This is a genomic window from Paenibacillus daejeonensis DSM 15491 (assembly GCF_000378385.1).
GTDB lineage: Bacteria > Bacillota > Bacilli > Paenibacillales > Paenibacillaceae > Paenibacillus_D > Paenibacillus_D daejeonensis.
The window spans coordinates 24,422-49,074 of record NZ_KB899681.1 but is presented as its reverse complement, the minus strand read 5'-3'; the positions used below and the strand labels follow the sequence as shown (position 1 = coordinate 49,074).

The window sequence follows — 24,653 nt, the reverse complement described above, 5'->3', positions numbered from 1 at the left end:
TGCGCTCCAACGAAAGTTTCTTTCGCTGCAGAGCGTCGGGCCGCCGCATGGTGCACTCCAACGAAAGTTTCGTTTCGCTGCAGAGCGTCGGGCCGCCGTATGATGCGCTCCAACGAAAGTTTCTTTCGCTGCAGAGCGTCGGGCCGCCGCATGGTGCGCTGCAACGAAAGTTTCTTTCGTTGCAGAGCGTCGGGCCGCCGCATGGTGCGCTGCAACGAAAGTTTCTTTCGTTGCAGAGCGTCGGGCCGCCGCATGGTGCGCTCCAACGAAAGTTTCTTTCGCTGCACAGCGTCCGGCCGCCGCATGGTGCGCTCCAACGAAAGTTTCTTTCGCTGCAGAGCGTCGGGCCGTCGTATGGTGCACTCCAGCGAAAGTTTCTTTCGTTGCAGAGCGTCCCGCCGCCGCATGGTGCGCTCCAACGAAAGTTTCTTTCGGTGCGCATCGTCCGGCCGTCGTATGATGCACTTCAACGAAAGTTTCTTTCGCTGCACAGCGTCCTGCCGCCATATGGTGCGCTCCAACGAAAGTTTCTTTCGCTGCAGAGCGTCCCGCCGCCGCATGGTGCACTCCAGCGAAAGTTTCTTTCGTTGCAGAGCGTCCGGCCGTCGTATGATGCGCTCCAACGAAAGTTTCTTACTCTGCAGAGCGTCCCGCCGCCGCATGGTGCACTCCAACGAAAGTTTCTTTCGTTGCAGATCGTCCCACCGCCGCATGGTGCACTCCAACGAAAGTTTCTTTCGCTGCAGAGCGTGCCACTGCACCCCGTCACACCACACGCCACCGCCACGCCACCGCCACACCGCCTCACGCCACCACAATACAGCGTGGGTACTGCCTCAGCGAGCGCCCGTGCCTAATTAAGTCTTCTCGACGCCGAAGAGTCCGCCTTTGACGCCGAAGGCGCCGTCTTCCTTGCCGAAGGCCAGCTTGCCGAGGCGTTTGGACTTCTCGATGGCAAGGGTCATGATGCCGGCCTCGATCTCCAGACCTTTGGTCTGGCCAATCTCCAGCGAGACTTCCCAGTCCCCGAACTTGCCGCTGTCGTCCTTCTCCACGCTGATGTTGAGCGAGAAGTCCATTGTGCTGCTGAGCGCAATTTTGTTGGAGAGCTCGTCCGTGTCGAGATCTTCTTTGGTAAACCAACTGCGAATCGTTTCGTTAACCTCATCATTGTCCTGCAACTTGGAGGCGAAGCTCTCGCCCCAGGCATCGAACTGAGGCACGACGTACAGCGTATCTGTAGCCATATCCGCTACGCCGCCTGCATGACTGGCTTTTTGTTTATCCTTCTTCGCGTTCTGGGCCTCACCGACCAGGTTTTTCAATAGACCGGAGGCCGGTGTCACAATCTTGGCTAACGTGGTGGCCCACCCCGTCGTTTCTTCGCCGAACTCGAAGGGAATGCCAGCTTTGATGGCAACCTCGATCTCCCGGAGCGTTCCATCCATCCAGGCCAGCTCCAGCTCGACCCCGAAATCGACGCCGGTCCCCATGATCTCAACCGACAAGGAGCTTTCCAGTTCGAGAGTGCGGCGCTTGGAGCCGGAGGCAAGGGCAGCGGCTTTATCGGCCAGCTTGGTCGTATCCGTCGCATCGCCGAACAGCGCCGAGCGCTTGCCAATTGCTTCCTTGTCGTAACGGTTAAGCCGCTTGTGGCCGAGTGCAATATCCGCTTCGAATACTCCGGCGTTCACCTCTGCGGCCAATTGGCTGGTCATGCCCACATCGACATGATTGTCTTCATTGGTCATCTCCTGCTGCTCGATCATGGCCGCCCACAGCTCGGCTTCCTCCAGCTTGCTCTTGCCCGACTTGCCGCCATGGCCCCATAGCGCGTCGGCCGCGCCTTCGGAGAACATCCGCATCTGCCGGTACATGCCGTAGGACATCAGATTCACAGCGCTGTGCGAATGACTGCCTTGGGCGGCCAGGAAGAAGCCGATCCGCGCGTTGGCATCCAGACCGAAGCCGCCGAAGCCAGCGCCGATATTCACCTCGGACTCAAGGGAGAGTTCGCCTTCTTCTTTTTCGGCCTCGGCTCCCAGAGAGATCAGGAAGTAGGCGCCAGCCTGAATCGGGATTTTCAGCTCGAATTCAAGTGAAGCGGAATCCCCGGCTGCCGGTACCGCCAAGTCGATGATAGAGGCAACCTTGGCGAAGCCCTTGTTCAGCGAGTCCTCTTCAATGACGTATTTGATGGCCTTGCCCGCAATATCATCAATCGTGACCTGGTCGCCGACCTTGGTGACCAGCTCATCCTGCTTCACCAGATCCGGTCCGGCACCCGTCTCCTTGTCACCCTTGGTCACCTTACGGGCTTCCTGCTCGGCTTTCGGCATGACGATCTTGTAGAGCTCGGCGGCTTTGGTCTGGGCTCCCGCCCGGGAAGCCTTGGCGATTTTGTCTGCTGCATCCTTATGGCTTCTGGCTACGCTATAAGCGGAGGTCTGAGCAGCTTCCTTCAGTTCCTTTGTCGTCTGATCCTTCGGCAACACCTGCTTGATGATCTCATCGGCATGGGTTCCCATAACCTTATCGACCGAGCCCTTGGAGGTACGATGAGCCTCCGATTTGGCGAGCATGCCGTAGTATTGCTTGCCGACGGCGCCCTTGCCGCTGGTGAGGCTGTTAGTGTCCAACTGATTGTCAATGTCGGTTCGGGCCTGGGCACGTCCGGCTTCCTTGAGCTTATCGCGAAAAATATTAAGTTCATCCGATCTGCGGAATGCGCCTCTTCCTACACCAAGCTTGAGCAAGACCACCTGGCGAATCGGGTCCGCCAGCTTGCTGGTGTAGATGTTATCAATCGTGGCCTGGTCGAACAGGCTGCTCTCCAGTCCTTCGCGCAGCGCGGCTTCCTCCGTACCGAGTGTCTTGATATCGATATGAGTGCTGACCGATGACAAATCGCCCTGCATGTCCAGAAGAATGACACTCTTACTATTATTCAGCGTAATATCGCCAATCCGCTCGGCCTCGCTTGCCGTCTCCCTGTCCGCCGCTTTCGTAGCTGCATCAATTTGCTTTTGCAGTGGTGTACTAGCTTTGGGGGCAACAGTGGCGAATCCCGCCTTCGCCTTGTTCAGCAGTCTGGTTTTGTGACTAGTGTCCAGTTGGGGGGCTGCGGTGGAACTGGCATATTTTTTTAACGTATCCCCTAGCACATTTTTGGAGTCGACCAGTTTCTCGGCTTGGGTCCTGGCATCTTTCTTCTGCTGGTCACTGGCTGTGGTGCTCTCGTCCACTTGCTTTTGCACGGCAGCAATGGCTGCGTTTCTCAGCTGTTCACGAAGGGCAGCGGTCTGCTTGTCCCGGGTGACGAATTCTGTGAGCTCTGTGGCGGTAGCGGTCTGCAGCTTCTGGAAGTACTTGTTGGCCAGACTGTCGGCAGTCAAGTCCTTCTGCAGATTAAGGTCTGTCTCGCGCAGCTGATCCTCAGTGGGGCCGCTCGGTGCGGGTGGTGTGCTGCCGCCACTTCCGGGGGAGGCTTGACTGCGAGCCAGGTTCCGATTGCCGAATGCCCGCTGCAGCGTATTACGCAGATCTGAGGGGGATTGGGTCTGTCCGCTCTGAACGGGTGGTGTCGTCTGGGACTGGGGCTGCGGAGCATTCTGCCGGTCCTGGTCCGAGGGTTTCTTCGAACTGGAAAAGAGAGAAGGGAACGGGGCCATGCGCTGTCCTCCTAGCGAGAGTATCGTACCGTAAATCAATCTGTCCTGATTATACATGAGAGTCCTGGGACTGTGTTGACATTTTTTTCATGAGTCGCGCGGAATCGACATTTTTTTTACACATTGGCAGGGGAAAGAGGATGGGATGTAGAATAAACAAAACTTTAGGAATTCTTTAGAATTGAAACGGTACTTTTGTCATGGGTCCATGCAGCGGCAGCAAATCACACAATGCCGAACGCGGTGCGATCGCAGGAGGGCACGGGATGACACGTACATATGCGAAGCTGCCGCCAGTCGGCTCGAATTCGGATAAGCAAGCAGAGGAGAAAATCATGCGACCTGCAGCTGCCCAAGAGGCTGACTCCGAAGACATGCAATCGACAACATTGCAGCGCGCAATCGGCAACAAGGCGATGCGACGGATGGCGCAATCGGTGGCCGTCTCGGGCTCCGGTCCGTTGCTGCCGCGCGAGCCCAAGTATGCGCGCTATGCGCGCTGGCTGCTCTCGCACGTAGAGGCGGACGGCCGCCAGGAGCTGCTGCGCCGCTTCTATGCTCTGACCATGCCGCAGAAGCGGGCAGCCTTGCTGAATACATTAGGCAAGCCCGCGTTGCAGAGCGAGCAATATACACTTGATCTGGACTTGTTCGAACGGCGTGTGAAGGAGCTTAAGCATGTCGAGCTGCGGCACGGCGAGTCCGAGAAGGAGGCGGATGAACGCGAACGTGGAGCGGAGCCCGTGCAGGTCAGCTTTAACCCGTCAGGGCTGCTCCATCCGTATCGGGAGATTCTGCTATGGCTCAATTACAAGGCAGGCAAGCAGGACCAAACGATGCTAATGCAGCGCTTCGGGCAGCTGTCTGCGGCTCAAAAGCAGCTGGCCATGCACCGGATGATTCGTTATCGCAATCTTACCGTCCGGTCCTTCACCGGTCAGATGACCTTGCCTCTTCTGGAGCGGGAATGGGTAGACTGGGCGGCGGTGCAGGACGGGATGCAGCTGGCGGAACGATTGGTTCCCGGCGGTCCCACAGCAGGAAAGTCTCCACAGAGTGAACCCCGAAGCGGCGAGGAGCGGGCGTCGGACGGTGATCTGGAGGAGATTGGAACCGGCGGGCTGCCAGCCGCCTTGCTCTCGCTCCTTGGTCTTGCGGGTGGGGGAGAGGATGCTGCTGCGTCAGCAGACGCAGGGCGTTCAACGGAAGGCATCACGAAGGAGCAAGGGACCGGATCGGCCAGCGAGGGGCGGCAAGACCCGGATGGCGCCAAGCCTGAGGCCACGAAGGCCAGCGATGCCGGGCTGGCGATGCTGGCGGGCAGGAGCGGCGAATATTGGACAAGACTGCTGCTCGGTATCAAAGGTTCGTTGGCCGTAACGGCAATTGTTGAGCGCTACCGGAGCGGTAGTCCCGACAAGGAGGCGGTCGTCGACCGTTATCTGAGTCTCGGCCCCTATCCTCAAGCGCGGCGCAACAAGCAGCGGGCCAAGCGGTTGAAGACGGCAGGATTTGGATCCGCTGCCGACTGCTTTGCTTTTCTAATGCGAGGCTTCGCTGCGTTTCTTGCCCGCGGGGCCAAGGAAGGCAAGGACAAAGCATTCCGTCAAGCGCTCAAGCAGCTGGCGATTCCGGATGGGACAGAGGAGCAACAGGCGGCGGCGCTGATTGCTGCACGACTTGGCTAGACTATATCGACAAGCAAGGTGGAAGACATAAGTGGCAGCGCGTTTGCAGGCTTTTTTTAACCTCAGGTTCGAGGATCGCCGGAAGATCATGGTGATGGGTGTCGTATTTCTGCTGGCAGGGATCTCGGAGATGGTCAATTATACGGCGTATATGGGGATTTTCAACAGCAGGGTCGGGACGCAGTTCCTGCCGATCATGTATATCATCGAAGCGCTGCTGCTGCCGCTGGAAGGCTGGCTATTGTCGTATATGTCCCAACGGGTGCCCAAGCGGCGTCTGATGATTACCCTTTATCTGCTATTTGTAGGAATCGGTTTGACCGGAGGTGCCGTGCTGCTTCTGTTTCGTTTGACGGGTATGGAATGGTCCTTCTTCTATTTTATCCTGTTTTTGCTGTCCAGCTTCGTTGTGAGGCAGCAGACACTCCTGATGTGGAGCACGGCTTTTGACCTCTGCCCAACCCAGCAAGCCAAGCGAGTCATGCCCGTCTTCGTATTGCTTGCCATCATTGGCGGCATCGTGGCCGGTATTCTCTCCCGGGGGCTGGCCCCGCTGATTGGAGCGGAGCTGCTCTACCTGCTGAGCGCGGTCATTCTGCTGCTCGGCTTCCCCAACTTTCGCAGTGCCCTCAAGCAATACCTGCTGCCCTCGGCACTAGCTCCGGAGGAAGAAGGCGAGGACTTAAGCGCGGTTAGTCGGTCGATGAAGCTCATGCTGAAGTCTCCGTTCTTGCTCGTGGTGCTTGGGGTCATGACGCTGATGCCAGCGGTTTATTACATCATGGAATATCAATACTTCACCGCAGCCCAGACCGTGTTTCAGACGGAAGAGGAGCTGACGGCCTTCTACGGTCTGATGGTGATCGTGTTATTTTGCGGTGCGTTTGTGCTGCAGTTGTTTTCCGCCCGGCTGATGGCTTGGCTCGGTGCCAGCAATATGGTGCTGGCCATGACGGCGGTGTTTTTCCTCAGTTTTGTTGTGGTAGCCCCTCTGGCGGGCACGGCTAGCGCCTTGTTCGCCGTCTCCCTTGGCTACTGCCTTACCTATTTACTGCTTTTTTATTTCGCTGAACCCAGTTTCCAATTGTTCTTCAAAATGTATCCGCAGCAGCAGCGCGACGGGCTGCGTTTCACAGCACAGAGCGTGTCCGCCTCGGCTGGCATCTTGCTTGGCTCGGGTGTCTCGCTGCTGCACTCCCGATTTGGCTGGAGTCTCTCGGGTCAAGCTCTAGTAGGTCTGATGATGGCGGGCGGCCTGGTCGTACTGGCCTGGTTCATCCGCAGGCTCTACATGCAGCAGCTGTTGCATTACCTGCACGCCGCCTCCGGTTCAATCAGGAACCGGTATCAGGACTTCGTGACTTCGCTGCGCAGTCAGGATGCCAGGAAAGCGCTGATTGCCAGGCTGGAGGCATCGAACCGGCAGACCCAGCGGATGACGCTGGAGTGGCTGGCGGAGGAGCCGGATGCGGCTGCAGCCGATACGCTACTCAGGTTCGCTGCCCGCCACGAAGGCGATGTGCGAGCACTGGCGCTCGCTGCCGTTCATGCCGATGGCTGGCGGGAGATGGCTGCAGGGTGGGCCCGCGAATGGCTGCAGGACCCCGATGAGGGTGTGCGGGCCGTGGTGGTCCGCCAGCTGACCGGCTCGGGGCGGCCGGACAGAGCGGAATGGCTGCAGGCGGCCTACCGTGATCCGGCACTGCCGGTGCGGCTAGAGGCGCTGCGCGTATGGGAGCAGGTCGAGGAGCTGGAGTCGGATCTGAGGCAGCTGCTACAGGAAGGCGGCGAGCATGCGCTGGCGGCTTGCCGGCTCATCGGGGAGCGAAGGCTGACGTCCATGCTCTACGATGTGATGCTGTGCATGCTCGATCCGTCCATGGCGCTCAAATACGAAGCGGTCCGTACCATCGGCAAAATCGGAGACAGCGACATTGTGACGAGTCTGATGGATATGCTGGTCGGAGCGGACCGGGAGATGAGTCGCATTATTGAGGAGGCGCTCCAGGAAGCAGGAAAGGTCGCTGACCTCAAGCGGTTCATCGATTCGCCCAATGAGGATATCTGGCGGGCGGCTGTACTTACGGTCAATGTCATCGGTACGGATGCAGAGATTGCTGAGCTGGTAGCGCCGGCCTGTATCCGCAAGCTGATGGAGCTGTGTGCGGGCAACCGGATCCTGGAGAGCATCGAAGAAGCAGGCCAGGAAGCGTGGACGCAGTTGGCCCGGCAGCGGCGCAACGAGGTGAACCGCATGCTGCTGGATACGATCTGGACGATCATGATTCGTTATGGCGACGAGCGCTCTATTCCTCAGCTACGGCAAGCGATCGAGCAGGGGGCCGAGGAGGCCCGCGACCATGGGCTCGAGATTTTATCCGAAGGCATGAACCATCCACGACTGGCGGGCGCGCTCCTGCTCTATTACCAGAGTATCCAGCAGGGAGCGGCCAAGCGGGCGGAGGTGCGTGCGGCGCTGGAGAGTACGCTTGATTTTGCGCATACGCTACCGACGGATCCGTGGCTGCAGGCCATCTTCGTCAAGGTTGGCGCAATGGAGGGGGATACGGAATTGGCACAGACCTGGGAATATTTGAACGCGCTCGACAAAATCGTATTTTTGAAGCAGGTCCCTCTTTTTCACGAAATCTCTGTAGAGGAACTGGGGCGGATCGCCAGTATTGCTGAGGAGCAGTCGTACCAGGAAGGGGATTACCTGTTGCGTCAAGGAGAGAGTGGGGGCTCGCTGGTGATGATTGTTGATGGGCAAGTGGAACTGAGCGGTGTTAATGATGAAGGCGTGGAGGGCAGTCTCGCACTGCTCGGACCGCGTCAGACCTTCGGCGAAGCCGGATTGTTCGATCAACATCCCTCTGTCGTATCTGCGCAAGCGCTGCTGGGTGAAGTGCGTGTATTGGAAATTGCTGGCGAGGAAGCCGCCAAGCTGGTCCGTCTGTACCCCGATATTGGAGTCGGCTTGCTGCGGTCGGTGAGCCAGCGTCTGCGTAATTTGGAGCATCTGCTGCTGAAGCTAAGCTAATACGCACTTTTACGAAAGGAGCCCGGATACGGTGAATCGAATCGAACTGTGCATCACGGCTTCGCTGGCGGAGTGGGAGCGGCTGGGGGAGCGTATCCGGGCGTTTTGCTTAAGCCAGGGCATCCCGGAAGAGGATACAGGTCGCATCCTGCTGGCCTGTGAGGAATGGATCGTCAATATTATTAGACATGGATATGGGGAGGGTGCAGCCGGGTCAGTCCAGATTACGCTGGAGCTTACAGAACACAAGCAGCCAGAGCCGGATACGTTGGAAAACTTGGATCAGGGCAGCGGGGTTCGCAGGCTGATTGTGACCATTACAGATGAGGCGCAGTCTTTTGACCCACTGCAGCATCCTGATCCTGATCTGACGCTGCCGCTCGAGCAGAGAGCGCTTGGTGGTCTGGGAATCTGGTTGATGAAGCAGTCGATGAATCAAGTGGTATACGAACGCAAGGAAGAGCGAAATGTGCTGCGCATGGTGAAAAGCTGTAGGGCGGAATAATGGCTGTAACCAGGCGGATAGAGCAGCAGGATCGAGAGGAGGTATAGGGCATGGAAATGACAGTGCAGCAGATAGAGGAGGTGACAGTTGTCACCTGGAGGGGGCGGCTCGACAGCGCCTCGATGGCACAGACGGAGCAGGCGTTCTTGCGCTTGTGGGACGAAGGCTGCCGCCGCATCGTTTTCCGGCTGGACGAGCTGGAGTACGTGAGCAGTGCAGGTCTGCGCGTCATGCTGCTCACCGTCAAGAAAAGCCGGGCGGATGGCGGAAGCGTTGGTTTCTGCCTGCTGCGAGATACAGTGCGTGAGGTGCTGGATATCTCCGGTTTCGCCCAGATCTTCCCGCTGTTTGATACGCTGGAGGCGGCACTAGCCCATGTCTCTGCACAAGGGGAGGGCTAAGATGAGCAGAAAGGCATGGCTGTCTACGGCGCTGGCCGGGGCTGCTGCGGGGGCGGGCATGCTCCTGGCGAGAGAGCGCAGGCGCTCATCTCAGCTGCTGGCGATCAGCCTGCGGTTAAACTCCACGCTTCGCCGCGGAGAGCTGCTCCAGATCATCATGGAGACTGCGGAGGAGGCGCTGGATGCCGAAGCTTCTTCCATCATCATGGTTGATGCAAGCACGGGCGAACTATATTTTGAGGTTGCTACCGGGGAGCGGGGCGGCGAGGTGAAGCAGATCCGGCTGCAGCCAGGGGAAGGGATCGCCGGGAGCGTGGCGGCCAGCGGCCAATCCGTTAGAATCGCTGATGCCGCACGCGATGCCCGCTGGTCCAGCCGGGTCTCGAACCGCGTAGGCATGCCTACGCGCAGCATGCTCTGTGTGCCGGTCCGCTCCGGCGAGCGGACGCTGGGGGTATTGCAGGTCATCAACCGCAAAGGTGGCGGTGCGTTCTCCCAGGCTCAGCTGCGGCTGTTGGAGGACATCGCTGCTCCGGTGGCGATTGCGCTGGAAAATATGCTGCTCTACGAAGCGCTGGAGCAGTCGATGCTCCAGCTGCGCGAAACCACGGCGGCCAAGGAGCGGCTGGAGAGCGAGCTCAAGATTGCCAGAGAGATCCAGAGCAGCTATCTGCCCGGCTCTTCCTGGCGGATGCCGGGAGTCGAGCTGAACGCTTCCCTTGAGCCTGCCCGTGAGGTGGGGGGCGATTTCTATCATTACCAGGAGCTTGGCGATGGGCGGTTGCTTATCTGTTTGGGCGACGTTTCAGATAAGGGCATGCCTGCGGCGCTGTTCATGTCAGGACTCATGATCTGGATTCGGGCGAAGGCGAATGGTTCTCTCAAACCATCCCAAATCGTCGCTCACATCAATCGGGAGATCAGCAGCGAAGAGTCGACCATGTTCGCGACGATGTTCCTCGGCATCCTGGATACGGCGAGTGGCGAGCTGCAATATTGCGATGCTGGCCACTGTCCGGCGTATGTCGTTGGTCAACAGGGAGCAAACGCTCTGACAGGACACAAAAATCTTCCGATCGGTATATTCGCGGACGCGGATTATGCCGATAACCATATTAGGCTCTCGGCGGGTGAGTCGCTCGTGCTCTACACGGATGGCATTACAGAAGCCGAGGATTCGGCAGGTCATTGGTTCGGGGCCGAACGTCTGGCAGAACAATTGTCGCATTCGGTCGGTTGTTCTGCGGAAGAGATCGTGTTTCGGTTATCGGAAACCATCGAGTTGTTTGCCGCTGGCATGCCGCAGCATGATGATCAAGCGCTCATGGTGTTAAATTATGGCTGACGACGCAAAAATTGTTGGAATAGGTCGAAAGAACTGTTGCGCCTATGAGTATTTAGAACGACAATGGAAAGAAGTAGCATTCGGGGGAGTGAGCTTGGAATGACACAGACGCAAGAGGCTTCTCCGTATCCGAATTTGTCGGAATATCTGTTTGATGAATGGATCAGGCTGGATGTGGTTCTGGAGATTGAAATGCAGCGGATGATGCAACATCCGGAGGAGCTGGACGGATCAGCTGGCGCCTTCCGCGGCATGTATCTGTCGGACACGGAAGCCAAGGCGCTGCTGGACGATGATGAACCCTATCTGATGCTGACAGCGGAACAGACATATCTGCTGGATCAACTGGAGGAACGGATTCGGCTGCGGTTAGAATCGACCTCTGAACGCGAGGTGCCGCTGCTGCGGCTGCAGGCAGTCCTGGGCTTGACAGAGCAGGATTCGCGAATGCTGCTTGCGGCGCTCGCACCTCATGCCAATCGCAAGTACATAAGACTGTATGGCTATCTGCAGGATGATATGTCCAGCCAGCATCTGACACTCGATCTGATGCTGCGACTAAGCAGCCGTAGTCCTGGGGAGCGCAAGCGGTTGCTGGAACGTTGGGCACAGACGCGCGGCGCGCTCCGGGGGCTATTCGCGGAGATGACGTCCGCGCAGACGAGGAAGGACGTATCGATGCTGTCAGAGCCGCTGGTGCTGCGACCCCGGGCAGTCAGCTTCCTGCTGGATCTCCCTTGGCGGGTACAGGATACCCTCACTGGACTGACCCACTATGGGCTGGAGAGCAATCGCTTACTGGAGCCTCCCCTTATACAGGATCAGTTGCGGCAGCGGATGCGCGATTATGCGCGTGATCGTGCGGAGTATCCGGTTCACTGGAATCTGCACGGCCCTTCCGGCAGCGGTAAGACCTTCCAGGCCAGACACCTCTGCGCCGACCTCGGCTGCGCGCTGCTGGAGTGGGATCTTGCACAGGCTGCACAGGAACCGGACAGGCTGCGCGACGAACTGGCGCAGATGCTTCTCGAAGCCCGGCTCCAAGACGCCATTCCGGCATTCCGTTGTACAGCCTCCGATAATCGGATCCACCTGCTGCTCCAAGAGCTGAACGATTGGTCGGGGGATGTGTTCTGGCTGAGTGATGCGGCGCTCAAAGCGCCGGTGCGGCCGCCGGGATCGGTCTGGCTGGACATCCCGCTTGCCCTCCCGGATATGCTCGATAGTGTACGGTTATGGGAGCAGCTGACGCCGTCGCTGCTCGCTGTGGACGAACGGGAGATCGCGCTGCTGGCGGGCAAGTTCCGCTTCACGCCAGGACAGATCAAGGCCACGACCGAATATGCGCTGCAGCTGTCGGATTGGCGGCAGGCCAGCGGTGAAGGCGGCAGCGCAGGAGACTGGCTCCAGACGGCTGCCTATAGCTTGCTGCGGCATCGCCTGAGTGACAAGGCCGTCAAGATGGAGTCCCGGCTGGATTGGAATGATCTCATTCTGCCGGCGGATGCGATGCAGCTGCTCCGGCAGGCGTGTAACCGCCTGGTGCACCGCCACACGGTGCTCAGTCAGTGGGGATTTGACCGCCTGCTGCCCTACGGCAGGGGCATCAGCATGCTGTTCACCGGTCCGCCGGGAACGGGTAAGACGATGTCCGCGCTGGTCATGTCCAAGGAGCTCCGGGCCGAGCTGTACCGGATTGATCTCTCTCGCGTGGTGAGCAAGTATATCGGGGAGACCGAGAAGAACCTAAGCGAGATTTTCGAACAGGCCGGACAGAGCGGGGCCATCCTGTTCTTCGACGAGGCGGACTCGCTGTTCGGCAAGCGCTCTGAGGTCAAGGATGCTCACGACAAATACGCCAACATGGAAACCTCCTACCTCCTTCAGAAGATGGAAGAATACGATGGCATCACTATTCTCGCAACCAACTTTTCTCAGAACCTCGATGATGCGTTTGTACGAAGAATTCAATATATTATCCGCTTTCCCTTTCCTGATAGCGACCATCGTGAGCGCCTGTGGCGCTCGGCCATTCCGCAAGCGATGCCAGCCGGGGAGATCGATTACGCTTTCCTCGCGGAGACGTTCGAGCTCACAGGCGCACCGATCAAGAACATTGTCCTCTCGGCCGCGTTCCTGTCTGCCGAGGCGGGGGAGCCGCTGTCGATGCAACGACTGTTGGAGAGCGTCATTCAAGAATACAAGAAGACGGGCAAGCTGCTGATGAAGGACCGATTCGGTCCCTACGCGCAGTATTGGAAGGGGTGATCCGCTGTGGCGGACTATAGCTTGGTCGCCGACACGGGCCTGTCCCTGATCAAGATGCTGCGGGAAGGGCTGGTGCCCGATCTCGTGCCGCATACCGATGGGATCGGGCTGGCGCATCCGCAAGACAAGGGTGACATGAATCTCAGTCTGTATCTGTATGACATCAAAGAAAATATGGATGTGCGAAGCAGTGACATGATCGATCAGGGCGACCGGCTGCGGTATCCGCCGATGGCGCTCGATTTGTTCTATCTGGTTACCGCCCACTCCAGCTCGGATGTACTGACTAGGGCTATTGACGAGCAGCGGATCATCGGTAAAACGATGCAGCTGCTGCACGATCATAATATATTGCAAGACGACGATCTGGTGGGCGCGCTCAAGGGCAGCGGAGATAGCATCCGGATCGTGAGAGAAGAGCTGCCGCTCGATACGCTGATGGGCCTGTTTCCCAATGGGCCGTACAAGCTGTCGCTCGGCTGCCGGGTAGGCCCCGTCTTCCTCGAATCCACTCGCACCAAGCCGGTCTCCCGTGTCCGCGAACGCCAGTTCAACCTGAAGCGCAAGTAAGCTGGTGGCGGAGGCATGAAGAGCAGGCACCAACCATGTAGCACTGATCGACGGCTTGAATCAAGTGAGCGTTCAAGACGCTTGGTGTTTGGCACCGAGCTCTGAACAACCATTAAGGGCCCGATCTTGCATATTTTAAAGTCACGAAAGGAGGAACCGATTTCACAACTACGCGGCCCATTTGCGTATTCTGTGAGTCGGGCGACAACAATGGCCGAATATTTTTCGCCAGGGGTTTATGTGGAGGAATTTGATAGTGCCGGACAGCCGCTCTCAGGCGTCAGCACAAGTGTCGCTGGCTTTCTCGGCGTAGCCGAGCGCGGACCGTCCGAAGGATTGCCGCTGCTGGTAACCAACATGAACGAGTTCAGAAAAACGTTTGGCTCCCACTTGTCCGATAAGCAGTTCGGAACCTACCGGTATCTTGCGTATGCGGTAGAGCAGTATTTTGTAAACGGAGGTTCCAGCGCCTACATCATGCGGGTTGTGCCTGCCGATGCAGCTGTCGCCGTCAGCGATGATCCCCTGTTCGCTATCGAGGCCCGCAATCCGGGAGCCTGGGGCAATCAGATCAAAGTGATTATCGAATCTGCGAGCAAAGCCAAAACACAGGTGTTCGAAGACCTGGGCGGCAACAAGTACCGCGTCAAGAACAGCTCGGGCTTCAACGTCGGCGACGTTGTCAATTTCTCCAACGGAGAAGCGGTAACCTCAGCTAATGTGGTGCAGGTGCTGGACGACATCCTCGAATTGGATGACGCACTCCCAGAGGACCCGGTTGATGTGGGACTGCTGCCAGTCAAGGTGCTGAGCACAGCTGAATTCACCGTCAACGTCGCTTACGGCTCCGAGTCGGAGACGTTTGAATCCTGCTCCTTCAATGCAGGTGCAGCCAACTATGTCGACACCGTACTAACCAAGTCGGAACTGATCTCGGTAACGGCTGACAGCAAGGCCAAGCTGACCAAGCTGTTCAAGAAGGACGCGGCGCCATACATCATCGTGCTTGCTGGTGGTTCCGACGGCAGTCTGAGCGGACTTGATGCTTCCTCATACATGGGCGAGGACAACGGCCCTGGCAAACGGACAGGCATCCAGGCCTTTGTAGACAACGATCAAGTGAGCATCATGGCCGTACCGGGCGTGACCGATCCTTCGGTACAGCTCTCGCTGGTTGCACATTGTGAGGGACTAGGCAGCCGCTTCGCCGTGCTGGACATCCCGCGCGAGAAGACCAAAATCCAGGATGTGCTCACCCACCGCGAGCTGTTCGACTCGAGCTATGCGGCCTTGTACAACCCTTGGCTGCAGGTATTTGATCCGCTCGAGAAACGCAACATCTTCGTTCCGCCATCCGGATCGGTTGCTGGCGTCTATGCCCGCAGTGACAGTACGCGCGGCGTCGAGAAGGCTCCGGCAAACGAAGTCATCCGTGGCGTGACCGGATTGGACGTGCAATACAACAGAGGCGAGCAGGACGTGCTGAATCCCAAAGGCGTCAACCTGATCCGCAGCTTCTCGGGACAAGGCATCCGCATCTGGGGAGCGCGCACGACATCCTCGAATGCCCTCTGGAAATACATTAATATTCGCCGCCTGTTCATCTTCGTGGAGGAATCGATCAAGTCGGGCACCAACTGGGTCGTCTTCGAACCGAACGACGAGCGGTTGTGGGCACGCGTGCATCGTACGATTGATGCCTTCCTCACCCGTGTATGGCGTGGTGGAGCGTTGATGGGATCATCTCCGTCGGAGGCGTTCTATATCGACATCAGCCGCAGCACCATGACCCAGGATGATATCGACAACGGCCGTCTGGTCTGCATCATCGGCATCGCACCGGTCAAACCGGCAGAGTTCGTGGTCTTCCGCATTACGCAGAAAACGAATGAGCAATAGTTAGGTGTGTAATTAAAGGCTTACTTTTTGAACTACCTTTTTTGAACTACCTTACAGGTGAAAGGAAGTTAGAATATGGCGGGCGAACGCAATGATCCATATCGCAAGTTTAGGTTTAGGGTCGAAGTAGAGGGCATCGAGCAGGCAGGCTTCAGCGAAGTCTCCGGCTTCGACGCCTCGCTGGATGTGATTGAATACCGGGAGGGCACGGACGTGATTACGCCGCGCAAACTGCCTGGATTGGCGAAGTACGGCAACATTTCTCTGAAATGGGGCGCTACCGATTCACTGGACCTGTTCGAGTGGGTCCAGGAGTGTATCGTTGAGGGTACCATTGAGCGTAAAACGGTAACGATCATCGGTATTAATGAAGAAGGCGAGGACGTCGCAACCTGGCAGGTCATCGAAGCTTGGCCTACCAAGTACACGGCGCCTGACTTCAACGCAACGGCTTCCGAGGTAGCAATCGAGCTGCTGGAGCTCGCGCATGAAGGTATGCTTCGTACACAATAATCAATGATGTGGATGATCGAGCTGCCACTCGTATCATCCACGGATGAACCGAAGGTTTGATGCAACTGCTGGCCGCGCTGTCGCAAGCGCGGCTGCATGTAGCAAAACGACGTCGTTTGTTGCGGTTAACACCTACCACAGACGTTTAACCGCCCAAACTGTTTGTTCCTGCAACGTTCCAGACTGCCTAACGCGCAGATGTGAGACTGTCGGTGACTTTATTTTTACCTCGGATGCCGGGTGCGAGAAGTCTGTTATTCACTCCATTACCCTCGTGTTGTGGACGTTAAACAGAAAAACTTTTAGTTTTTGACAGTCTCAGATGTGCTCGTTAGAAAAATGGCCGAAGAGGCATGGAATCGAATCTGGAGAAGCGTAGCGCTCGCCTTTGTCCCCGGATTTCAACCGCTACAGCGGTTAAAAATTCAAGAAATCTGGGGACAACAGCGATCGTAAGATCGATCCATGACCGTAGGCCACTTTTTTCATAATAGCTTGGCTGGATACAAAATGAATGCTTGAGGAGAGTGTCTTATGTCTTTTAGAACCGAATATGAATTTGAGCTGCCCCGCGGCTATGTGGATGAGAGCGGCAACCTGCACCGGCGCGGCATCATGCGGCTGGCGACAGCTGCCGATGAGATCTTGCCCATGCGTGATCCACGCGTTCAGCAGAACCCCGGCTACCTGACCATTATTTTGCTGGCCCGGGTCATTACCAAGCTGGGTGACTTGCGCGCTGTCGATACCAAAACCATCGAAAAGCTATTTACGGCCGATCTGGCCTTCCTTCAGAATTTCTACCGCGAGATCAACGAGACCGAGCAGCTCAGCGTCAAGGCGATCTGTCCCAAGTGTGATCATGAGCATGAGGTGGATGTGTCTTTTTTGCAACCGGCGGGGGAAATGTAACGCTCTATCCGGAAGAACGGCTCTACGAGGAAACCGGATTTATCGCGTACTATTTCCATTGGCCGCATGACGAGATTATGAATATGGAGCACAAGGAGCGGCGGCGCTGGTGTGAGGAAATTTCGCGCATCAATCGCAAGATGAACGATGAGCCGGACCGCAAAAATCCATTCGATTTTTAAAATGTAAGAGTACAAGAAGTCGGCGAACAGACGCCGGGCGGAGGAAGCAACATGTCGAGCCGTAATTCCCAACAACGTTCCCATGTCGTGGGCGCCTATCGATTCATGGTTGAACTGGACGGCATGCTGGTCGCGGGGTTCTCTGAGGTTAGCGGACTGTCCGTGGAAACTGAGGTTTACGAGCATGCCGAAGGCGGGCTCAATCAGTATGTACACCGGCTGCCGGGGCGAACGCGTCTGACCCCGCTAGTTCTGCGAAGAGGCATGACACTGACCAACGAGTTATGGAACTGGTACAGCCAGGTCCTACAGGGCAAGATTGTCCGCAAGAGCGGATCCATCATTTTATATGACGAGCTGGAGCAGGAGTTTCGCCGTTGGAATTTCTATGAAGCCTATCCCACCAAATGGTCGGGCCCAGACTTCAACGCCTCCAGCAGCGAGGTCGCACTAGAAGCTATTGAACTAACACATAACGGCTTCAAGGTATTGTAAGAAAGGGGGGAAGTCAGATGAAGAAAAAGCAGCCTCAGCCTATCAATAATATAGCCTTGATCGACCCGCAATTCGCGAGTCGCCTGACAGGCAAATACGGCTGGCTGGTCAACCGCTCGGTTCGCGGAGCGGGCTTTGTCTACCTGACTCCTTCCACGCGGGCTGCGAATGGGCGGGGCACCCGGGACTTGCATATTCGTCTGCAAACCAATTATGCCAACTACTATCTCAAGCTGCTGCAAACCTTCCAACTGGAAGCTCCTAGATCGCGGGAATCGCAATCTGCGAAGCAAGTGACTGTACGGGCCAATGCCGCGCCCTTGACTGCTCAGGCAGATACGGCAGCGGTCGCTCAAGTTAGAAAACGTGCCCAGCTAGAGGCAGCAGAGCTGCGGCAAGCGGTCCGCACGCTTACAACGGAGACAGCCCGGCTGGAGGCGCTTCGCCGGACTACACGTCCGATAGCGAACCAACATGCGCCAATGCATCAACGTCCATCAACTTCATCTGCTGCAGATCGACAGGCTACGGGCACTATTCGAGAGAGCGGGACAGAAGCATCTCGGACATTCATCGCTGAACCAAAGCCGCTGGTTGAGCAACGTATGATTAGCAGGCAAGAACGGCTGTTGCGCACGACAGAACGTACCATTCGAGTGAGCTATGAGCGGTTGACACGTCTTCAGACGCTGGTGCAATATGTGCGTCGGCCGATTCCTTCTGAAAGGAGCGGGAGCTTCCCCTCTGGTAATCATGGGTCTGGTCGGGAGCCGGGACGCAGCTCCATCTTCACCCGACAGACGGACAGCAAGACGCAGGCGGCGGATACGGCTCAGCGCCAGCTGCGAGACCGGCTGCCAGCTTCAGGAACGATCCACAGGGATCAGGCTGTCCGCAGGCCGGGGACTGCATCTTCGCGGCAGGCGGTATTTGTTCATCGCGATCTGCGGATGGCTGCCTGGCCGCGCGGTCGCCGTGCACGACAGGAGGCAGCTGATACCGCTGCCGCACCTGGTCTAACTGCGCGCAGAGTGTCTGGTTCGCCGCAACCTGCGCGATTGAAAGAGGTGGTATTGCCAGCTCCCACGGCCCGCCCAACGGCAGCGGTTCGCCTGCTTCCCGGGCGACAGCTGCTTCCAGCTGCCACCGGTGGAGCCTCGGCGACTGTACGGCGCAGCACGGGAACTGGCACGGAGCCGTACCGGCCAGGCGAGAGCCTGGCCTCACAAGGCACAGTGCGTCAGTCCTCACGCTTGGACGGAACGGTGAACATCGTGGAGACGCCTGACGAGGTGACCTCGCGTTTGCGGCAGCAGGCAACGGCACCTCGTCAGAACGAGAGGGATTTGGCGTTCGTTACCAGCCTCCGCAGCGCGGGAAGATGGTCAGCACCAGCTGGTGGTTACTCACAACTAGCTGATTCCGTCAGGTCCAGACTGTTAGCGAGCCGGTTGTCCGACATGGTACGCATCATTGCCCTGCCCTCCCGGAGCCGTCCCATAGGCAGTCTGCAGACTGAAAAACCCACAACAGCCGCTCGCTCCCGAGAGACAGGACGCGGCAGAAGACAGGCCGCCACGCTCATTTATTCCACAAGGGAAAGAGGAGGCGCAGCGGCCCGCTCGGATCAGCAGCAGCCTGGATTCATGCGGTCACGAAGCAAGCAGACTACGCGTGCGAGCAACGAATCGCCTACTGCCTCGACGACGAAGCCTGAGCGCCAGAATGGCGTTGCACAGCCTGGGAAGGGCACGTCCGAGACGCATCCTTCCCCAAAACATGGTGGCGCTTCGGGTCCAGTCGTGCATGGAAGCGGGCAGCAACCGGGTATGGCCTCATCGACCCCTTCGATTGCTGACGAGGCACGACTCAGGCAGGGACCTGTGAAGCCTGATGAGCGGCGGACAGAACGCGCTGTCCAGCAGGCAGAACTTAAGCCAGGTCAGGGAATTAGCGACAGAAGCATGCTGGTCAGCAGCAGTGGGCGCATCCGGAATTGGCTCCTGCGTACAGTGGCAGGTTCGGTCCCGGCTCCGCGTTTGCAGGGCTTTGCAGCTGCTCCTGCTATACAAGAGCATGCCAAGCAACTGACAGGCGGCAGAGGATTGCTGCAACGCTTGCAGGTTTCGTCCGAGAAGGCAGCTCTTCACGCGCAGGAGCGGCGAGAGCAGACAAAAGCTGGCCGCACGATACCGAATCCGCTGCCCGGCTCCAAGTCGACGGCTGCTTACATTGCGGCTCGCGGCGCTCTGCGCGTCACGCATCGGCGGACTGTTGCTCCCGGTCCGCCACAGCCAGCAAGGTCTGGAAATAGGGTCAACGGGGCAGCCTCCAGTTCCCCGCAGCGTGAATCACGAACATTTGGTGCCCAATCTGCGGTTGGGAGTGCTGGAAATGGTGGAAACAGCAGGTCTTCGGCAACCGGAAGTCAGCAGCAGGGGCCAGGGTTGGGGCGTTCCGGCGGCCTGACTACCGGTCAGGCTCCAGAACCGCAAGCGAGAGCTGTAGTGATGGCTACCGCTAGAACTTTAGCTCCTGCGAATTTGTCCCCAAGATCGGCAGGCAGTTCAATCGGTCAGGCATCGGCCGCCCTGCCGTTCCATCGCGTGGCGGATCGCTCAGTTGAATCTATCGGATCGGCCTGGCTAGGCGATCCCTTGCTGCTGAATTTCTCGCTTGCTGAGCGACTCATCCACAAACAGGCCTCCATGCAGGGTGCCCGCAACGGTGCTAAGGGAGGCTCGGCAATGGAACGGCTATCCGGTCGCACGGTTACGAGCCATACGGGCATACAGTCAGGGGCTGTCGGTCGCGGGACCTCAGCCCGGGCGGTCCAACATGAGAGCGCCAAGCCGGGCCCATCGGTTGGAGGAGCCACTGTGGACGGCAATCAAGTGTCAGCATCCCGGTCGACGGTGCAAGCGGCATCCGTTGTCTCCCGGGCAGGCAATGCGCCGGGCACGCCGTTTGGCGGTCGCCGCCTCTCTGGAGCACTGGCTCTGGTCGCAGCCCGGCTAGCTCGGTGGCAGGCACCACGAACAATCACCAATACGAGGCTGACGAGTCAGGCGATACCCTCCAGTCGCACTCCGGGTCAGCCCGAATCAGCCACGCGGCCAGTCGCTCATGTGACCGCGCGAAGCGCTGGGGTTCCGACCACTGTTCATAGTCGAACCCCTGGACCGATGACTGCGGCGGCAGAGAATACCGCTGCCGGATCGATCATGGCTCGGGAGAGCAAGGTCGCGCAGGTGCAGACGTCCACTGCCGTTACGCCTTCGCAGCAGCGAGTGGAGGCAGAGGCTGTGCGCCAGCCGCGACCGGCACGGCCTGTCTTACAGGCGGTGCGGCGCAGTCCGGCTCTCTCCCAACGTCAGAATACAGGCACAGGGGCGCTGAGTACTCGGGGGCATCTGCCTGCGACTACAACTCCGTCGCGACCCGCTCTGCAGGCCATGCGCCGCAGTCCGGTGCTGTCCCAGCGCGTGGAATCCAGAGCTGGTGGGAGAACGGGGCAAGAGCATGTGTCTGCAGCAGCACCTTCCGAGCAGCAGCGTAGGGGGGCGGAGATTGTACGCCAACCGCAGTCGCCACGGCCCGCCTTGCAGGCCATGCGCCGTAGTCCAGCCATGTCCCTGCAACAGGGGTCTGGCACTGGTGTGACCGCAAGGCGTACGACAGCGCAGCCCGTCTCCAGGTCGCACAACTTCCGTTCGGCCATCGCGCCGCCACTTACAGGAGCAGTGAGCTCGGCGCGAAACCAGACGGAGCAGATGCTTGTCCGCTCTCAATCCGGCCTTGTTCCGCTCCAGGTCGCCACGCCGCCGCTTACCGGACATACCGTTCGCGCGGCGCGAATCGCGGAATCGGTTACGGCTCGTGCGGCGCGGCAGCTGCCGGCACTGCTCTACAAAGAGGAGACTGCCGATCGGCAACTTTCCTCAGCCTCCAGCCGCCCGTCGGAAAGGCGTCCGCGCGCAGCAGCTCGGGCCGTGCCGCTCGAATTCGCCGTGCGCAGCCGGGCCGCAGCCGCTGGTCAAGCAGAGCAGGACCGGGTAGTCCGCCAGTCGCTCAGTCGGCTGGAGGGTGAAATGAAAGAGCTCCGAACGAAGCCGGCTACTCCAGCCGTCGACGTCAAGGCCATGACGGATCAGATGTACCGGGAGATCACCCGCCGTATGCGGTTTGAACAGCAGCGAAGGGGATTGTAGGGGGGAGGCATCCCCCTGACAGTCACGGTTTTACATCTGCTTTTATAACGGACACCACAGCAGCTATTTGATCCACGACCAACCTAAGCAGCGTTAACGGTCAAGAACAGCAATTCTGGCCATACAGCTAATAAGCCAACATTTCCGAGGAAATAACTGCTCCTTGACCGCCAGCCGTATGCTGTCCGGTTTTGCCATGAGATAGCTGCCGTAGTGTCCGTTAAGCGAGACCTAGGAACGAGAAATCCCGTTTCATGAAGCATCATTAAGACGTAACAGATTGCAAGAAAGAAATGCAGCGGGAGGTTAGTGAGCATGGCGCTGAAAAAAGCACTGATTATGATTGAGCGCGGATCGACCCCGGAACGGGTCGAGGTGTTGTTCAACCCCAGCGAATATCAACTGGAATCGTCCAACAGCTATTCGTGGCAGACGATTCCCGGCTTGTCACAGCCCATTGCCCAGTTCGTGAGTGGTGAGGCGACGACGTTATCGATGGATTTATTTTTCGACTCCTATGAGGCTGGCAAGGATGTACGGACGCATACAGCCAAGATTACCGGCTTGCTCGATGTAGACAAGGATTTGCACGCTCCGCCACTCTGCAAGTTCATCTGGGGATCGCTGCAGTTCCGCGGTGTGGCTGAAAAAGTATCCCAGAATTTCACGATGTTTCTGGATTCCGGCATCCCGGTTCGGGCAACGCTGAATGTCACCTTCAAAGCTGTGCAGAGCATACAGGATCAGTTCAAGCAGATTCCGCGCCAATCTGCGGACCGGACCAAGCAGCGGACGATCAAGCAGGGCGATCAGCTCTGGCAGATTGCGGCGGAGGAATATGAGGATCCCGGCTTGTGGCGGGAAATTGCCCGTGCCAACAGCATCGAGGACCCCAAGCGGCTGGAGCCCGGCAGTGTAATCAAAATTCCCCGCCTCTACGGATAGGATGAGTATGCGATGAGTAACATCAAGCTGAGCAGCGACAAGTTCACCTTTGACCAGTTGGAAACCAAATACCGCAACTTCATAGCGCCAGGCTTCAAGCTGTTTATCAACAACAAGGATGCCGTCCGCGAAGGGATGGCGATTACCGAGGTGCAGGTGGAAACGACCACCTCCCCGGCGTCCGATACGGTCAGCTTTGTAGTCGCCAATGCCTATAATCCGGTAAGCCGCGATTTTGAATGGCTGGATCAATTGCTTGTTCCGGGCAAGCCGCTCGAGGTACATCTCGGGTATACGGACAGGCTGGAGCCGCTGTTTTTTGGCTACATCACGGCGGTGAATATTGATTTCTCCAGTGGCGAGGCGCCGACGATTGGCGTGACGGGAATGGACCTGTCCTTCAAAATGATGCGCGGCAGCAAGGCGACGACCTGGGCCAATAAGAAAATTACGGACGTTGCCAAGGAGATTGGTCAGACTCACGGAGCGACCAGCTTTGTCATTGATGCGACGTCCAGCACAATTGCCAGCCTTCCGAAGAAGCCGGTGAATGACTATCAGTTTTTGTTGAATCTGGCCAAGGGGCTCAATTATGAATTTTTCGTTGTCGGCAAGACCATGTACTTCCGCAAGAAAAATCAACAGAAATCACCGCTGATGACGATGTCCTGGGGCAAGCATCTGACGCGGGTGCATCTGGAGCAGAATCTGGCGGATCAAGTGACGGAGGTCAAAGTGCGTGGATGGGATCCCAAAACCCAAAAGGTGATTGAGGGCTCGTCGACCTCGGTGAATAAGATCGGTTCAGGGACTAGGACGGGAGCGGACCTGCTCAAGACAATGGGAAGCTTTGATGAAACGCTGTACTTGAATGTCGCTGACGTGCAGGAGGCCCAGCAAAAGGCAGAGGCCGTCATGAACGAGCGTGCCATGCAGCTGGTCACCGGCAGTGCGGAGTGCATCGGGCTGCCCGAAATTCGCGCCGGTCGCTATGTACGGTTGGACGGACTGGGCCAGCGGCTCAACCAGCCGTACTACGTTCAGAGTGCTTCGCATTCAATCGATGGGTCCGGATACTGGACACGCTTTAGCATACAGGGAAATGTGGTGTAGCAAATGTACGACTCGTTTTCGAATGTGAATGATCAACTCATGGGAATTGTTCATGGTGTCTACGTTGGCGTGGTGACGGACAATCGGGACCCGGAGAAGCTGGGCCGCGTCAAGGTCAAGATACCCGTAATGGACGACACCAACGCGCTCGACTGGGCGCGCGTGACGACAATGATGGCTGGCGGCAAGCGGGGCATGTTTTTTGTGCCGGAGGTGAACGATGAGGTGCTGATTGCTTTTCAGATGGGAGATATTAGCCGTCCCATTGTTATCGGCAGTCTGTGGAACACCAAGGACAAGCCGCCTCATGATATGGATGACAAGAACAATATCCGCAAGATGACTTCCCGTGCCGGACATCAGCTTGAATTCGACGATACCGATCAGGGCGGCCAGGTGCGCATTAAGACCAATAAAGGCTCGCATCTGACCTTAAACGATAAAGAGGACACGATCCAGCTCAACGACAAAAACGGCCAGATGACGATAACGATCAAAGGCGGCAGCCAGGTCGAGATCAAGGCGGGCTCCAATAAAATCACGCTGACGCAGCAGGGCGACGTGAAAATTGAGAGCCAAAAGGCGGTATCGATCAAATCCACCCAGGTGACGCTGGAGGCGACGGCTGCGCTCAAGCTCAAGGGCGGCGCCTCCCTCGATCTGCAATCCGACGGCCTCGTCAACATCAAGGGCTCGATGGTGAAGATCAACTAACGAGAAGAAACGGATGGTGGGGAAGCTGGTAGGTCCATGCGTTCATCGACGTCTATCATGCTGCCGGTGTACTATTCAACCGATCCCCGTGTACTTGGAGCTGTAAGCTGCAAATGGTGGAGGGTGAACGACAAGAGGCGAATGGTGGACCGGGAACAGTGAGTGGTGATTAGCAAAGAAC

Annotated in this window: 18 protein-coding genes and 1 pseudogene; 17 read left to right on the top strand and 2 right to left on the bottom strand. The window is 57.8% G+C overall.

The annotated features are described in order from the left end of the window. On the bottom strand, positions 1–713 hold a 713-nt coding region (locus F556_RS38670), incomplete at its 3' end, for a hypothetical protein (protein ID WP_026297608.1). A 144-nt stretch (positions 714–857) separates the two neighbouring features. Next, on the bottom strand, positions 858–3,671 hold the full coding sequence (locus F556_RS0131280) for a hypothetical protein (RefSeq protein ID WP_020620962.1): 2,814 nt from the start codon (positions 3,669–3,671) through the stop codon (positions 858–860). A gap of 266 nt (positions 3,672–3,937) precedes the next feature. On the opposite strand from F556_RS0131280, the gene F556_RS0131275 reads away from it, so the two are divergent. The 17 genes and pseudogenes from F556_RS0131275 to F556_RS39140 all read left to right on the top strand — a co-directional run bounded on the left by F556_RS0131275 (position 3,938) and on the right by F556_RS39140 (position 24,634). Beyond that, entirely contained in the window at positions 3,938–5,359 is a 1,422-nt protein-coding gene (locus tag F556_RS0131275) for a hypothetical protein (protein WP_020620961.1), read from the top strand. Between the two features lie 31 nt (positions 5,360–5,390). Further along, positions 5,391–8,399 (top strand): cyclic nucleotide-binding domain-containing protein, encoded by a 3,009-nt coding sequence (locus F556_RS0131270; RefSeq protein WP_020620960.1) that lies wholly within the window; start codon positions 5,391–5,393, stop codon positions 8,397–8,399. 31 nt (positions 8,400–8,430) lie between these two features. Next, a complete protein-coding gene (locus tag F556_RS0131265; protein ID WP_020620959.1) occupies positions 8,431–8,904 on the top strand; it encodes an ATP-binding protein in 474 nt (157 codons plus the stop codon). Between the two features lie 50 nt (positions 8,905–8,954). Beyond that, a complete protein-coding gene (locus F556_RS0131260; protein ID WP_020620958.1) occupies positions 8,955–9,305 on the top strand; it encodes an STAS domain-containing protein in 351 nt (116 codons plus the stop codon). Position 9,306: 1 nt separating this feature from the next. After that, positions 9,307–10,650, top strand: coding sequence for a PP2C family protein-serine/threonine phosphatase (locus F556_RS36805; RefSeq protein ID WP_020620957.1), 1,344 nt, complete (start codon positions 9,307–9,309; stop codon positions 10,648–10,650). Positions 10,651–10,749: 99 nt separating this feature from the next. Further along, a complete protein-coding gene (locus tag F556_RS35790; protein WP_020620956.1) occupies positions 10,750–12,918 on the top strand; it encodes an AAA family ATPase in 2,169 nt (722 codons plus the stop codon). A gap of 6 nt (positions 12,919–12,924) precedes the next feature. Beyond that, positions 12,925–13,488: a Pvc16 family protein gene (locus F556_RS0131245; RefSeq protein WP_020620955.1), complete on the top strand. Its 564-nt coding sequence runs from the start codon at positions 12,925–12,927 to the stop codon at positions 13,486–13,488. A gap of 210 nt (positions 13,489–13,698) precedes the next feature. Beyond that, the gene (locus F556_RS0131240; protein WP_020620954.1) at positions 13,699–15,387 is read left to right on the top strand and encodes a phage tail sheath family protein; all 1,689 of its coding nucleotides are present in this window, start codon (positions 13,699–13,701) and stop codon (positions 15,385–15,387) included. 75 nt (positions 15,388–15,462) lie between these two features. After that, positions 15,463–15,900 carry a phage tail protein gene (locus F556_RS0131235; protein ID WP_020620953.1) on the top strand — a complete coding sequence of 146 codons (438 nt, stop codon included), beginning with the start codon at positions 15,463–15,465 and terminating at the stop codon, positions 15,898–15,900. A gap of 534 nt (positions 15,901–16,434) precedes the next feature. After that, positions 16,435–16,812: a hypothetical protein gene (locus F556_RS0131230; protein WP_020620952.1), complete on the top strand. Its 378-nt coding sequence runs from the start codon at positions 16,435–16,437 to the stop codon at positions 16,810–16,812. Between the two features lie 11 nt (positions 16,813–16,823). Beyond that, a pseudogene (locus tag F556_RS39195) lies at positions 16,824–16,994 on the top strand (DUF6760 family protein); the annotation flags it as partial. Between the two features lie 51 nt (positions 16,995–17,045). Continuing rightward, complete coding sequence (locus F556_RS0131220) at positions 17,046–17,489, top strand: phage tail protein (protein WP_020620950.1); 444 nt, start codon at positions 17,046–17,048, stop codon at positions 17,487–17,489. Positions 17,490–17,506: 17 nt separating this feature from the next. Then, positions 17,507–21,700, top strand: a complete 4,194-nt coding sequence (locus tag F556_RS0131215; RefSeq protein WP_020620949.1) for a hypothetical protein — start codon at positions 17,507–17,509, stop codon at positions 21,698–21,700. Between the two features lie 315 nt (positions 21,701–22,015). Then, positions 22,016–22,645: a CIS tube protein gene (locus F556_RS0131210; protein ID WP_020620948.1), complete on the top strand. Its 630-nt coding sequence runs from the start codon at positions 22,016–22,018 to the stop codon at positions 22,643–22,645. 12 nt (positions 22,646–22,657) lie between these two features. After that, positions 22,658–23,758 carry a phage late control D family protein gene (locus F556_RS0131205; protein ID WP_020620947.1) on the top strand — a complete coding sequence of 367 codons (1,101 nt, stop codon included), beginning with the start codon at positions 22,658–22,660 and terminating at the stop codon, positions 23,756–23,758. A 24-nt stretch (positions 23,759–23,782) separates the two neighbouring features. After that, entirely contained in the window at positions 23,783–24,472 is a 690-nt protein-coding gene (locus tag F556_RS0131200) for a phage baseplate assembly protein V (protein ID WP_026297607.1), read from the top strand. Positions 24,473–24,508: 36 nt separating this feature from the next. Then, positions 24,509–24,634 (top strand): hypothetical protein, encoded by a 126-nt coding sequence (locus F556_RS39140; protein WP_281167929.1) that lies wholly within the window; start codon positions 24,509–24,511, stop codon positions 24,632–24,634. Positions 24,635–24,653 lie beyond the last annotated feature (19 nt).

Excerpts from the sequence above, each read along its gene's own strand:
- F556_RS0131280 (WP_020620962.1), bottom strand. The coding sequence starts at position 3,671 with ATGGCCCCGTTCCCTTCTCTCTTTTCCAGTTCGAAGAAACCCTCGGAC.
- F556_RS0131275 (WP_020620961.1), top strand. The coding sequence starts at position 3,938 with ATGACACGTACATATGCGAAGCTGCCGCCAGTCGGCTCGAATTCGGAT.
- F556_RS0131260 (WP_020620958.1), top strand. The coding sequence starts at position 8,955 with ATGGAAATGACAGTGCAGCAGATAGAGGAGGTGACAGTTGTCACCTGG.
- F556_RS36805 (WP_020620957.1), top strand. The coding sequence starts at position 9,307 with ATGAGCAGAAAGGCATGGCTGTCTACGGCGCTGGCCGGGGCTGCTGCG.
- F556_RS35790 (WP_020620956.1), top strand. The coding sequence starts at position 10,750 with ATGACACAGACGCAAGAGGCTTCTCCGTATCCGAATTTGTCGGAATAT.
- F556_RS0131240 (WP_020620954.1), top strand. The coding sequence starts at position 13,699 with ATGGCCGAATATTTTTCGCCAGGGGTTTATGTGGAGGAATTTGATAGT.
- F556_RS0131235 (WP_020620953.1), top strand. The coding sequence starts at position 15,463 with ATGGCGGGCGAACGCAATGATCCATATCGCAAGTTTAGGTTTAGGGTC.
- F556_RS0131230 (WP_020620952.1), top strand. The coding sequence starts at position 16,435 with ATGTCTTTTAGAACCGAATATGAATTTGAGCTGCCCCGCGGCTATGTG.
- F556_RS0131220 (WP_020620950.1), top strand. The coding sequence starts at position 17,046 with ATGTCGAGCCGTAATTCCCAACAACGTTCCCATGTCGTGGGCGCCTAT.
- F556_RS0131215 (WP_020620949.1), top strand. The coding sequence starts at position 17,507 with ATGAAGAAAAAGCAGCCTCAGCCTATCAATAATATAGCCTTGATCGAC.
- F556_RS0131210 (WP_020620948.1), top strand. The coding sequence starts at position 22,016 with ATGGCGCTGAAAAAAGCACTGATTATGATTGAGCGCGGATCGACCCCG.
- F556_RS0131205 (WP_020620947.1), top strand. The coding sequence starts at position 22,658 with ATGAGTAACATCAAGCTGAGCAGCGACAAGTTCACCTTTGACCAGTTG.
- F556_RS39140 (WP_281167929.1), top strand. The coding sequence starts at position 24,509 with ATGCGTTCATCGACGTCTATCATGCTGCCGGTGTACTATTCAACCGAT.